The sequence below is a fragment of the Bradyrhizobium sp. sBnM-33 genome (assembly GCF_032917945.1).
In the GTDB taxonomy this organism is placed as follows: Bacteria; Pseudomonadota; Alphaproteobacteria; order Rhizobiales; family Xanthobacteraceae; genus Bradyrhizobium.
In genome coordinates, this window is sequence record NZ_CP136624.1 from 6,355,164 (window position 1) to 6,367,329 (window position 12,166).

At 62.8% G+C, this 12,166-nt stretch carries 10 protein-coding genes and 1 pseudogene; 3 read left to right on the top strand and 8 right to left on the bottom strand.

Going from position 1 to position 12,166, the window contains the following annotated elements:
• Window positions 1-433: 433 nt before the first annotated feature.
• From RX328_RS30065 to RX328_RS30075, 3 genes are read left to right on the top strand one after another with little or no spacing between them, the layout of a single operon-like run.
• Window positions 434-1,387, top strand: a complete 954-nt coding sequence (locus tag RX328_RS30065; RefSeq protein ID WP_213252949.1) for a tripartite tricarboxylate transporter substrate binding protein — start codon at window positions 434-436, stop codon at window positions 1,385-1,387.
• On the top strand, window positions 1,384-1,866 hold the full coding sequence (locus RX328_RS30070) for a tripartite tricarboxylate transporter TctB family protein (protein ID WP_213252950.1): 483 nt from the start codon (window positions 1,384-1,386) through the stop codon (window positions 1,864-1,866). The genes RX328_RS30065 and RX328_RS30070 overlap by 4 nt, the downstream gene beginning before the upstream one ends.
• A gap of 4 nt (window positions 1,867-1,870) precedes the next feature.
• Window positions 1,871-3,394 (top strand): tripartite tricarboxylate transporter permease, encoded by a 1,524-nt coding sequence (locus tag RX328_RS30075; protein ID WP_213252951.1) that lies wholly within the window; start codon window positions 1,871-1,873, stop codon window positions 3,392-3,394.
• Window positions 3,395-3,444: 50 nt separating this feature from the next.
• On the opposite strand, the gene RX328_RS30080 is transcribed toward RX328_RS30075, so the two are convergent.
• From RX328_RS30080 to RX328_RS30115, 8 genes and pseudogenes are all read right to left on the bottom strand, one after another.
• Window positions 3,445-5,370: a potassium transporter Kup gene (locus tag RX328_RS30080; RefSeq protein WP_213252952.1), complete on the bottom strand. Its 1,926-nt coding sequence runs from the start codon at window positions 5,368-5,370 to the stop codon at window positions 3,445-3,447.
• A 156-nt stretch (window positions 5,371-5,526) separates the two neighbouring features.
• Window positions 5,527-7,425: a potassium transporter Kup gene (locus RX328_RS30085; RefSeq protein WP_213252953.1), complete on the bottom strand. Its 1,899-nt coding sequence runs from the start codon at window positions 7,423-7,425 to the stop codon at window positions 5,527-5,529.
• Window positions 7,426-7,583: 158 nt separating this feature from the next.
• A complete protein-coding gene (locus tag RX328_RS30090) occupies window positions 7,584-8,411 on the bottom strand; it encodes a flagellar motor protein MotB (protein ID WP_213252954.1) in 828 nt (275 codons plus the stop codon).
• A gap of 33 nt (window positions 8,412-8,444) precedes the next feature.
• Window positions 8,445-9,218: a motility protein A gene (locus tag RX328_RS30095; protein ID WP_213252955.1), complete on the bottom strand. Its 774-nt coding sequence runs from the start codon at window positions 9,216-9,218 to the stop codon at window positions 8,445-8,447.
• Window positions 9,219-9,409: 191 nt separating this feature from the next.
• Window positions 9,410-9,889: a Bug family tripartite tricarboxylate transporter substrate binding protein gene (locus tag RX328_RS30100; protein WP_283772386.1), complete on the bottom strand. Its 480-nt coding sequence runs from the start codon at window positions 9,887-9,889 to the stop codon at window positions 9,410-9,412.
• 85 nt (window positions 9,890-9,974) lie between these two features.
• Window positions 9,975-10,376: pseudogene (locus RX328_RS30105) on the bottom strand (Bug family tripartite tricarboxylate transporter substrate binding protein); the annotation flags it as partial.
• Window positions 10,377-10,410: 34 nt separating this feature from the next.
• Window positions 10,411-11,046, bottom strand: a complete 636-nt coding sequence (locus tag RX328_RS30110; protein ID WP_245319874.1) for an RraA family protein — start codon at window positions 11,044-11,046, stop codon at window positions 10,411-10,413.
• A 212-nt stretch (window positions 11,047-11,258) separates the two neighbouring features.
• The gene (locus tag RX328_RS30115; RefSeq protein ID WP_213252957.1) at window positions 11,259-12,140 is read right to left on the bottom strand and encodes a CDP-alcohol phosphatidyltransferase family protein; all 882 of its coding nucleotides are present in this window, start codon (window positions 12,138-12,140) and stop codon (window positions 11,259-11,261) included.
• Window positions 12,141-12,166 lie beyond the last annotated feature (26 nt).

The window sequence follows — 12,166 nt, forward strand, 5'->3', positions numbered from 1 at the left end:
CGACACACCACGGGGCGCATGCAAGCTCTCCGATGCATTGCGGTTTTTGGACCGAAATAGAGGCCGGACTATCGTGCCGCTAACCTGTCAAGGGCACCCTAGGCTAGGTGATGTCATGACGGCGTTGTCCATTGTCCTGCGGAATGGTGCTGGGATTGACGAATTGATCTCAGACAAACGCGCAAACCGGTAGCGGAAGTCGTTTCCAAACATGGAAATGACCTACAGGCGGACATCCCCCGCGCAGGTCGTTGCCATCGCAACGGGCCAGACAGCCGCCGCGAAGCGCCTCAAAGGGCACAGTGGACTCAGCCCAAACCTGGATTGGCGGCGCCCGCACACGCTGCCGGACCATCCTTCTCGCATCATTGTTTGCGAAGTCCTGGCGCCTTGCTATGATTGAAAAAAATCAACAGCGATAGGGAGAAGCGTCATGAGGACCGTGCTCCGTATTTTGGCGGTGACAGCAGCGTTGGCCGCGATGGCCATGCCGGCCGCAGCTCAAAACTATCCTGAGCGCCCGATCAAGATGATCGTGCCGTGGGCGGCAGGCGGCGATACGGACAACATCTTCCGTCCATTTGCGCCGCTGCTGCAAAAGCACATCGGTCAGCCAATCGTAATCGCCAACGTCGTCGGCGCCTCCGGCACCGTCGGGGCGCGCGAAGCCAAAGGCTCGCCGCCGGACGGCTATACGCTTTATGCGGTGCACGACTACATCCACCTTGTGCACTATGCCGGCGTCACAGACGTCAAATACAGCGACTTTGAGCCGATCTGCCTGCTCTCTGCGACGCCATCGGTCCTGACAGCGAGCCCCAAGACGCCCTGGAAGACCTGGGCCGAGCTTGCCGAGGACGCCAAGAAGCGTCCGGGCCAGATCACCGTCGGGGCTACCCTCGGATCGACCAGCCACATCTTCCCGGCGCTCATCGAAAAGGCGGCCGGCGTCAAGTTCAAGTACGTCTCCTATGAAGGCCTTGCGCCGCGCATGAACGCCATTCTCGGCGGCCATGTCGATTTGACGGATTCGAACCTGACGCAGAAGGGCAAGGTCGATGCAGGGCAGTTGAAGTTTCTTGCCATTGCTGCCGAGAAGCGCGATCCCGAAGCCCCTGACGTGCCGACGCTGAAGGAGCTCGGCATGGACATCGTCTACGCGGTTTTGCGCGGCCTGCTGGTGCCGAAGGGCACGCCGGCCGCGGTGCGTGCCAAGCTGGACGAGGCCTGCGGAAAAGCCGCCAAGGAGGCGGAGTTCGCGGACGCGATGAAGAAGCAGGGCACGCGCGTCTCCTATCTCAGCGCCGCCGACTACGGTCCATTCCTCGACAAGCTCGACCGCGAGAGCAAGGTGATCATGACCGACCTCGGTCTCGCCAAGAAATGAGACTTGGCCGCGATAGCTTTGCCGGACTGATTTTCCTCGCGGTCAGTCTGGTCCTGCTTGTGCAATCGTTTGGGCTGCCGCAGCTACCGCTGGTGCCGGTCGGTCCCGGCTTCTATCCGCGCATCGTCCTGATCTTCATGGCCGTCACCAGCGCAGCGCTGGTCGCGCAGGACCTGCTCGCTCGGCGCTCTGAGCCGGCCGATGTCCCTGCTCCGGCGCAGCCGCAACGGGCCTATGGCCTGGTCGCGCTCTCCTTCATCATTGTCGCGCTCTATTTGGTGCTTCTGCCGCTGCTCGGCTATCGCATCGCCACCGTCCTGTTCGTCGCCGCGCTGCAAGCGACGCTCGAAAGACCGAGGACCTGGCGCCAATGGGCGGTCCTCGCCGCCGTCGCGATTGGCACGTCGGCGGTGACGTACCTGGTCTTCGAGCGGTATCTCTCGGTGCTGTTCCCTCGCGGCAGTTGGACAGACTGGTAAGGCCATGTTCGAGCTTTTGGGACATGGGCTGCTGACGGTACTGCAGTGGAATTATCTCGTTCCGCTGTTCGCCGGCACGCTGGTTGGCGTTATCGGCGGCGCGCTGCCGGGCGTCACCATCACGATGACGATCATCGTCATCCTGCCGTTCACCTATGGTCTCGATCCCTTGCAGGGGCTGGCCGCGATGACGGGCGTCTATGTCGGCGGCTCCGCTGGCGGCCTGGTCACCGCCTGTCTACTGGGAATTCCGGGCACGCCCTCGGCAATCGCCACGACCTTCGACGGCTTTCCAATGGCGCGGAGTGGTGCGCCGGGCCGGGCGATCTGGCTCGGCGTTTGGTCGTCGTTCTTCGGCGGGCTGCTCGGCGGCTTGTTCCTGATCCTGGTGACCGGGCCGCTGGCGGCCATCGCACTTGAGTTCGGACCGTGGGAGTATTTCTCGCTGTTCGTGTTGGCAATGGCAATGGTAGCGGGCCTGGCCGAGTCCTCGTTCATCAAGGGCCTGCTGTCGACCGCCATCGGCCTCCTGATCACCGTCATCGGCACCGACCCGATCGGCAGCGTGCCGCGTTTCACCTTTGGGTCCGAATTCATCAGCGGCGGCTTCGCGTTCCTGCCGGTGCTGATCGGGATTTTTGCATTCTCCCAGATCATGTCCGACATCGAGAAGGTGGGAGCGCCAAAGACGCCCGAGCCCGTTCTGGTGGCGCAGCCGAGTCTGCGGGTTTCCCACCTCAAGTTGATCGGCGAAATCCTCGGACGTCCGTTCCTGCTCTTGTGGTCGGCGGTCGTCGGCATCCTGATCGGCGTGCTGCCTGCGATCGGCGGCAGCGCCGCCAATATGCTGGCCTACGACCAGGCGAAGAAGTTCTCGCGCCACCCCGAGCGTTTCGGCACAGGCGTCCCCGAAGGTATCATCGCCTCCGAGTCTTCCAACAATGCCAATGTCGGCGGCTCGCTGGTGACCATTATGGCGTTCGGCATCCCGGGCGATGCCGTCACCGCCGTCATGCTTGGCGCCATGACGATCCATGGCATCCAGTCGGGACCGCTGTTCGTCTCCCAGCAACCCGCCCTCGCCTACGGCATCTACGCCGCGTACATTTTGGCACACCCGCTGATGGTCCTGATCCTGGCCGCAGGCGCGCTATTCATGCTTCAGATCACCCGTGTGAGGCTCGCGGTGCTTGCGCCTGTCGTGCTGGTACTTTGCGTGATCGGTGCTTACGCGCTCAACAACACGATGCAGAGCGTGTATGTGCTGCTCATCTTCGGTGTGTTCGGCTATGCGCTGGTGAAGGCCGGATTTCCGCTGGCTCCGCTGATCCTCGGCCTCATCCTCGGCGATCAGATCGAGATCAACCTCATTCGGGCAATTATGACGGACGATAACCCGATGCTGTTCTTCACGCGGCCGATTTCCGGCGGGTTGCTGCTCTGTGCGACGCTCTCGGTCGCCCTGGCTGTCTGGCAGCACGCGCGTCATCAGGCGCGAACCGCGCGTGAGGAAGCGCCCGAGTTCTGACGCCGAGTTCGATCCTGCGGTACGTGTTGGATTGCGTTGTCTTCCTCGCCCTAGATCGTGACCTGTGTTCCCACTTCGACCACCCGCCCCGTCGGGATCTGGAAATAGTCGGTGGCATCGTTGGCGGCGCGGCTGAGGCGGATGAACAGCAAATCCTGCCAGCGTGGCATGCCGGAATGGACGGCGGGTTTGAGCGCGCGGCGGGACAGGAAGAACGACGTCGACATGATGTCGAACTGCCAGCCGAGCTTGCGGGCAATCGCCAGCGCCTTCGGCACGTTGGGCGTTTCCATGAAGCCGAACCGCAGCGTCACGCGGGAGAAAGTCTCGCTGAGCTGCTCCATCCGCACCCGCTCGGCATCGTCGATCCGCGGCGTCGGGGCGGTCTGGATGGTGAGGATGACGTTCTTCTCGTGCAGCACCTTGTAGTGCTTCAAGCTGTGCATCAGCGCCGTCGGCGCGCATTCGGGGTCGGAGGTCAGGAACACGGCCGTGCCGGGGACGCGCTGCGGCGGACGCTTCTCCAGCATCGCGACCAGTTCGGCCAGGGGGAATTCCAGCTTGCGCGATTTTTCGAACAACAGCCGGCTGCCGCGACGCCACGTGTACATCAGGAGCATCACGATGCCGCCGAGCGCGAGCGGCACCCAGCCGCCCTCGAACACCTTCAACAAATTCGCGGCGAGGAAGGTGATGTCGAGAAACAGGAATGGCGCGATCAGGGCTGCGGCCGCGATCGGCGACCATCTCCAGACCCGCCAGATCACGACAAAGCCCATCATGGCCGTCACCACCATGGTCCCGGTCACGGAAATTCCGTAGGCCGATGCCAGCCCGCTCGACGAGCGGAACAGGACTACCAGCAGCATCACCGCCAGGAAAAGCAGCAGGTTGATGCGCGGAATATAGATCTGGCCGGAATGCGCTTCCGAAGTATGACGAATTTCGAACCGCGGCAGCAGCCCGAGCTGGATCGCCGTGCGCGTCAACGAATAGGCGCCGGTGATCACGGCCTGGCTCGCGATCACGGTCGCCGCTGTCGCAAGCGCTACCATCGGGATCAGCGCCCAGTCCGGGAACATCAGGAAGAAGGGATTCTCGATAGCTTTGGGATCGGCAATCAGCAGCGCACCCTGCCCTAGATAGTTGATCGCAAGCGAGGGCAGCACGATGAAAAGCCATGCGGTCTGGATCGGCCGCTTGCCGAAGTGGCCGAGGTCGGCATAGAGCGCTTCGGCACCGGTGACGGCGAGGAACACCGCACCCAGCGTCACGAAGCCGATCATGCCGTGATGGAGCATGAAGGACACCGCGTAGAGCGGGTTGAACGCCTGCAGCACTTCGGGGTGGCGCATGATCTGCGGCACAGCGGCAATCGCGATCACGGCGAACCAGACGCACATGATCGGTCCGAAGAACGCGGCGACGCGCGCGGTGCCGTGGGACTGGACGGCAAACAGCACCACCAGGATGACCAGCGTCAGCGGCACGACATAGTGTTCGAAGGTCACCGTGACGAGCTTGATGCCCTCGATCGCCGACAGCACCGACAATGCTGGCGTCAGGACCGCATCGCCGTAGAACAACGCGCCCGACATGATGCCGAGCAGCACGATCGCGCCACCGCCCTTGCCGACCGCGCGCTGCGCCAGCGCCATCAGCGCCAGCGTTCCGCCCTCGCCATTGTTGTCGGCGCGCAAGAGAATGACGACGTATTTCAGCGTCACCACCACGACAAGCGCCCACAGGATCAGCGAGAGCACGCCGAGGACGGCCTGCGGCGTAACAGCGGTCGAGGCCTCGCTGGCGGCAACCACCGCCTCGCGCAGCGCGTATAGGGGGCTGGTGCCGATGTCGCCGTAGACGACACCGATACTGCCGAGCATCAGCGCCTTGAAGGTGGCAGTGGAATGCGCTTCGCCATGACCATTGGCCGCGGGCGTTTCCGCCGCGGGGATCGCAAACTGGACTGACATGAAGACGGGGCCTCGGTTCTCTACCGCACTGCACAAATGCAGAAGCGCAGCCCTATACTCCCGGGACGAGCAGACCGGTTAGCCGGAATCCAGGCCTCCGGTATGCGCCACCCGCATGGATGGCGGCAGGTTCCACGAACAATTCTTTCTGGAAATTCAGATGGTTACCTGCGTACCAACCTCGACCACCCGTCCCGTCGGGATCTGGAAATAGTCGGTCGCGTCATTCGCCGACCGGCTCATCGCGATGAACATATGATCCTGCCAGAGCGGCATGCCCGACTGCGCCGAGGGCTTGAGCGACCGCCGCGACACGAAGAACGACGTCGCCATGATGTCGAACTGCCAGCCGAGCTTGCGTGCGATCACCAGCGCCTTGGGGACGTTCGGCGATTCCATGAAGCCGAACCGCAGCCGGACGGTCGAAAACTTCTCGCTGATGGTTTCCATCTTGACGCGTTCTGAAACATCGACCCGCGGCGTTTGTGCGGTTTCGATGGTCAGGATCACATTGTGTTCGTGCAGCACCTTGTTGTGCTTGAGATTGTGCATCAGCGCGGTCGGCACGAAGCTCGGATCCGAGGTCAGAAACACCGCCGTGCCCTTGACAATGTGGGGCGGACGCTTTTCCAGACTCTTGATCAGGTCCATCAAGGGCACCTCGATGCGCCGCGTCTTGGCGGTCAGAATCGCGGCGCCGCGGCGCCAGGTCCAGATCATCACCGCCACCGCAACGCCGAACAGCAGCGGCACCCAGGCGCCATCGAGCAGCTTCAGGAGGTTTGCGGCAAAGAAGCTCATGTCGACGACGACGAGCGGCAAAATCACGGCCGCCGCCGTCGCCGCGCGCCAGTTCCACAATTTCCAGATCACGACAAAGCCCATGATGCCGTCGACGACCATGGTCGTTGATACGGCAATGCCATAGGCGGAAGCGAGGCCACTCGAGGTGCGGAACAACAGCACCAGCAGCACGACCCCGATCAGCAGCAGCCGGTTGACGCGCGGCAGATAAATCTGACCGGCATGCGTCTCCGAAGTGTAACGCACCTCGAACCGCGGCAAGAGACCGAGTTGCACCGCCTGGCGGATCAAGGAAAACGCGCCTGTTATCACCGCCTGGCTCGCGATCACGGTTGCTGCGGTCGCCAACGCCACGAGCGGCAACACCAGGATCTCAGGCACCATCCGGTAGAACGAGCTCGTGACCGCCGAAGGATCTGACAACACCAGCGCGCCCTGCCCGAAATAATTGATCAGGAGCGCCGGCAGCACGAAATAAAACCAGCCGGTCTGAATCGGCTTGCGCCCGAAATGCCCGAGGTCGGCGTAAAGCGCCTCGCCGCCGGTCACCGCCAGAAACACCAGGCCCATCGTCACCAGGCCGATGACGCCATGGGACAGCATGAACTGGATCGCGTACCAGGGATTGATCGCGTAGAGCACCGTGGGATCGTCGCTGATGTGGATCAGGCCCAAAATCGTCAGCGTCGCAAACCAGACCACCATGACCGGCCCGAAAAGCGAGGCGACGCGCGCGGTACCGCTGCTCTGCACCGAGAACAGCACGACCAGAATGAAGATCGTCAGCGGCACCACATAATGTTCGAGCGCAGGCGTGACCAGCTTGAGACCTTCGACCGCCGACAAAACCGAAATCGCCGGCGTGATCATGGAATCGCCGATGAACATCGACGCTCCGACCACGCCGAGCGCCAATAGCGGCCAGCTTCGCCGGCCCAGCGCCCGTTGCCCAAGCGCCATCAGCGAGAGCGTACCGCCCTCCCCATTGTTGTCGGCGCGCAACAGCAGCAGCACGTATTTGGCTGTCACCACGATCAACAGCGACCACAGGATTAGCGAGAGCACGCCGAGTACAATGATGCGTGATACCGGCTGGCCTTCGGCCGCGTGGGTCGCGGCCTCGCGGAACGCATACAGCGGCGAAGTGCCGATATCGCCGAACACCACACCGATACTGCCCAGCGTCAGGGCCCAAAAGCCGGAGGTGGCCTGCCCCTCATGGGCTCCATTAGATGTGACGCTGACAGTCATGATGGAGAAGGAACGTTCTCGTCGTTGAATTGATCCGGGCGGCTATCGGCGCTTCCGCGTTGCCTGTCAATCATCGCGCAACCATAACACCACGCGCGATCCGCGACTGGCGCAAAGTAGCCACAGCGCTAGACTGGTATTATGGTAGTCGAACCGTATTACGGCTTCAGGTTAGGCGGAAGCGGTGGATTTTCGCGCATCAACGTGATGGTAACGCGACGGTTTGCCGGCAGTGTCGGATCGTCGGGAAACAGCGGCTGGCTGTCGGCCTTGCCGCCGACGGCATAGATGTGGGATGCGGGCAGCCCTTCGCGTTCGAGGATCTGGCGCACGGCGTTGGCACGGTCCGCCGACAGATCGAAGGCACCATATTCGCCGCGTGATGGCAGAAAGCCGGCAGAGGTGTGGCCGACAATGTTGAGCCGCAGCGGTGTCGCCTTCAGCGGCACCGCCAGTTTCTGGATCAGCCGGCGGGTGCGGTCGTACGGGACCTTGGAGCCGTCAGCGAACATCGAGCGACCATCCTGGTCGACGATTTCCAGATTGAGCCCCTCGTTGGTTTCCTCGAACATGATGTTCTTGGAGATTTCGGTCAGTTCCGGCATGTCCTGCAGCGCCTGGCGCAACGAGGCCGCGGCGAGCGCGAATTCGCGATCGACTTTCAGGCGGGCGCCGATTTCGCGCTGACGGTCCTTCTCGTCGGGCGTCGGGGTATTGGAGGCTTCCTCGGGCGAAATATGCGCGACATTCTTCAGCTTCGGCCGCGTCGGCAGGCCATCGGATTCAACGATTCCCGAATGCCGCGACTCGGTCTGCACCCCGAACGCTTCGCGCATCGAGCCGGCGACGATCTTGAGCTTCTGCTGGTCCTGGCTGGAGAACGCGACCAGCATCACGAAGAACGACAGCAACAACGCCATCAAATCGGCGAACGTCACGAACCAGCCGTGACCGCCATGCGCCTCTTCGCGTTTTTTCTTGGCCATATTTTATGCCCGCGCCTGGATGCTATCAGCCGATCAGGCCGGGACCAGTTCGCCTTCCTCGTGGCGATGCTTTTCAGGCAGGTACGCCAGCAGCATCTCACGAACCAGCGCCGGGCTTTTGGAGTCGCGGATCATCAGGATGCCGTCGATGATCAGCGTGCGGTTGGTTTCCTCGTCTATCAGTTTGCCATGCAGTTTGTCGGCGATCGGCAGGCAGATCAGGTTCGCGACGACGGCACCATAAAGCGTTGCCAGCAAGGCCACGGCCATGAATGGACCGAGCTTCGAGGGGTCCGACATGTTCGAGAACATCTGCACCATACCGAGCAGCGTGCCGATCATGCCGAACGCCGGCGCGCAGTCGCCGATCGCCCGATATATCTTCGAGCCCTCGTTCAGGTGCATCAGAAAATTGTCGCGGTCGCGCTCCATGTTGTCGCGGATGAATTCGAGGTCGTAGCCGTCGGCTACGTAGCGAATGCCCTTGGCGAGGAACGGCTCGTCGGTCTCGACCTTTTCCAGCCCGACCGGGCCCTGCTTGCGGGCGATTTCGGCGATGCGCGCCAGTTCGTCGACCAGGTCGCGCGCCGCGAGCCGGCTCATGGTGAAGGCGAATTTTGCACCCAGCGGCATGCCGTGCAGGATCGCGCTCAGCGGGAAGCGGATCATGGTCGCGGCGAACGAGCCGCCGAAGATGATGATGACGGCGTGGATGTCGTAGAACATCCGGAAATCACCACCCATCAGGATTAGCGTCGACAGTACGATGATGCCGGCTACCAGGCCAACGAGCGTGGTGATATCCATTCTGAACTCCAACGCGTACGCGAACTACCGGCCATCCTGACCGGTCGCGCGCTCCATCCGGAGCTGACGCAGAGGAACCCTACGTCGGCGCAATTAAAGAGCCGTAAAGGTTAAACTCGAACAGGGATCGTAAAATTGCGGGTCCGCGGCCCGCGCGATCTCAAGGATTCGCTAACCATGGCGACTGGCGCTTACTGCGCCTGGATGCCAATGCCGGCTGACTTGATGATCGGCCACCATTTTTCGATCTCGGCCTTCTGGAAGGCGGCCAGCCCTTCCGGCGTCTGCTGCGCGCGCGGCGCGACGTCGAGGCCGAGTTCAGCAAAGCGCTTCTGGATCGCAGGATCGGCCAGCGCCTCGGTTGTCGCCGCGTTGAGCTTGCCGATGATCTCTTTCGGCGTGCCCTTCGGCGCCCAAAAGCCGAACCAGCCGGACATATAGAGACCAGGCACGCCGCTCTCGTCGGCGGTCGGAATGTCCGGCATCGAGGCCGAGCGTGTAGGCGAGAGGTTGGCGAGCGCCTTGATCTTGCCGGCGCGGATTTGCGGCAGCGCCACCGCGCCTTGCACCACCAGCAAATCGACCGTGCCCGAGACGAGGTCGGTCATGGCAGGCCCGGCGCCGCGATAGGGAATGAACTGCACCTTCTGCTTGGTAAGGTTCTCGAACAAAACGCCGGTGACGTTCGCCGCCGCATTCTGGTTGACGAAAATTGATCTTGCCGGGGTTTTCCTTCATCCACGCCACGAGCTCGGCCAGAGTATTCGCCGGCAGGTCTTTCTTGGCGACCATGAGCTGCGGATTGTTCGAGACCAGCGCGATCGGCTCAAAGTCCTTTTCGAGATCGTAGTCGAGCTTGTAGATGATGCTGCCGACGTGGGTGTCCCACTGGCCGATGTCGAAGGTGTAGCCGTCAGGCGCCGCGCGGGCCACACGGCCGACGCCAATGCTGCCGCCGCCGCCGACGTTTTCGATCACGACCGACTGCCCGAGCGTTGCCCGCATCCGCTCGCCCATGATCCGCGCGGCAGTATCGGTCGATCCGCCCGGCGGGAACGGCACAACCAGCGTGATCGGCCGCGAGGGATAGGTTTGTGCCTGCACGGCTGCGACGCCGAGAAGGAACGATAATGACAGTGCCACCCAGAACCGTCTCATAGCGCTCCCCCCGTTTGTTAGATCGGACTTTTCGTTAGTGAATCTCCGCCGAGCGCTTCAGCGCCTCTTTCAGCTTTTCCAGCGTGAAGTCCGGGCTGCGCGCGATCTCCAGGATCGGCGTTTCGCGCCGGCCGCAGAGTTCGGCGGCCTCCGGAATCTTCGCCGCGATGTCGATGGGGATCACGATCGCGCCGTGCTGGTCGGCATGGATCAGATCGTCGGAATGCACCGTCATGCCGGCGACGCGCACCTCGCCGCCCCAATGTTCGGCATGGACCCAGGCATGCGACGGTCCGATCGAACCGGCCAAGGCCTGGAAGCCCGGCGCCCATTGTGGGATGTCACGGATCGAGCCGTCGGTGATAACGCCGAGGCAGCCGAGCGCCTTGTGCACGTTGCTCTGCACCTCGCCCCAGAACGCGCCGTAGCCGACATCGGCGCCGTCGATATCCTGGATCACGGTGATGCGTGGGCCGAAGCCGGTGCCGACATATTCGTAATAGGCGATGCGGCGCTTCGCCTGCTCGTCGGCGGGAAGCGTGGATTTGAGCACCGAGCGGATCGTCACCGTGCGGGCGTAGCCGACCATCGGCGGCAGGTCGGGAAACGGGCAGACCAGCGGCTTGGTGGTGTAGCCGATCAGGCGCCGCTCCGGTGCCACGATCTCCATCGCATTGCAGATCGTCGGGGTGTCGTAGCGCGCCAGCGCCTGGAGGACGGAAGCAGGCAGCGGGGCGGTAACGGCTTTGTTCACGGCGTTCTCTCCTGATTTTCGGCCCGGCTCTTTGAGGCCGTATGACGCTAAGCCCTATAGCCGAGATTGCAGGAGAACCCAACTCGGCGGCGGCTCATGGCAGCTATATCGGAGAGTGGCGAGGCCGCTCAGTTCAGCCGCGCCGGCCGTTCGTCCTCGGTGTCGCCAGGAGTCGGCGAGAATGTTGCCGGAGATGATTGCGTAGCTTCAGCCGTCGGAGCCGGCTGTGCGGCAAGGGCGGCGTTGCGCTCGTGGTCGCGATAGGATTTCCAGCCCCAGGGCAGGCTCACGAGGTAGAGCACCGATCCGATCGACAGGATGTGCCAGGGATAGCCGATCAGAAGCGCGACGAAGAACACGACGGAGACGAAGACCGGCAGCACCATTTCCGGCGGCACGCGCATCTTCACCGTCTTGCCGGAAAATACCGGCAGCCGCGACACCATCAGGAACGCGATCACCAGCGTATAGGCGGCGGTCAGCGTTGCCGGCGGCTTGGGGACGCCGAGAAACGCCAGATAGAACGGCAGCATCGCAAGGATCGCGCCGGCCGGCGCTGGCACGCCGGTGAAATAGTTCGCCGCAAAAGCAGGCTTGTTCGGATCGTCGATACTGGCGTTGAAGCGCGCAAGCCGCAAGCCACCCGCGATCGCAAACACCATCGCCGCGATCCAGCCGCCGTTGTTCAGCTCCTGAAGCTGCCAGAAATACAGCATCAGCCCGGGCGCGACGCCGAAATTGACGAAATCCGCCAGGCTGTCGAGCTCGGCGCCGAATTTCGACTGGCCCTTGATCATGCGCGCGATGCGGCCGTCGACCCCGTCGAGCACCGCCGCGAATACGATCGCGGCGACGGCGAGCTCCATCCGCCCTTCGATCGACAGGCGGATCGCCGTCAGCCCGGCGCAGATCGCGAGCAAGGTGATGACGTTGGGCACCAGCATCCGCACCGGGATCGGGCGAAACCGGCGGCGGCGCAATTCAGGGTTTTTGGGGTCCGGGATCAGCATGCCAGCGATTATAGCAAGCGCTGGCC

Coding starts and splice junctions, on each gene's coding strand:
- RX328_RS30065 (WP_213252949.1), top strand. CDS start 434: ATGAGGACCGTGCTCCGTATTTTGGCGGTGACAGCAGCGTTGGCCGCG.
- RX328_RS30070 (WP_213252950.1), top strand. CDS start 1,384: ATGAGACTTGGCCGCGATAGCTTTGCCGGACTGATTTTCCTCGCGGTC.
- RX328_RS30075 (WP_213252951.1), top strand. CDS start 1,871: ATGTTCGAGCTTTTGGGACATGGGCTGCTGACGGTACTGCAGTGGAAT.
- RX328_RS30080 (WP_213252952.1), bottom strand. CDS start 5,370: ATGTCAGTCCAGTTTGCGATCCCCGCGGCGGAAACGCCCGCGGCCAAT.
- RX328_RS30085 (WP_213252953.1), bottom strand. CDS start 7,425: ATGACTGTCAGCGTCACATCTAATGGAGCCCATGAGGGGCAGGCCACC.
- RX328_RS30090 (WP_213252954.1), bottom strand. CDS start 8,411: ATGGCCAAGAAAAAACGCGAAGAGGCGCATGGCGGTCACGGCTGGTTC.
- RX328_RS30095 (WP_213252955.1), bottom strand. CDS start 9,218: ATGGATATCACCACGCTCGTTGGCCTGGTAGCCGGCATCATCGTACTG.
- RX328_RS30110 (WP_245319874.1), bottom strand. CDS start 11,046: ATGGAGATCGTGGCACCGGAGCGGCGCCTGATCGGCTACACCACCAAG.
- RX328_RS30115 (WP_213252957.1), bottom strand. CDS start 12,140: ATGCTGATCCCGGACCCCAAAAACCCTGAATTGCGCCGCCGCCGGTTT.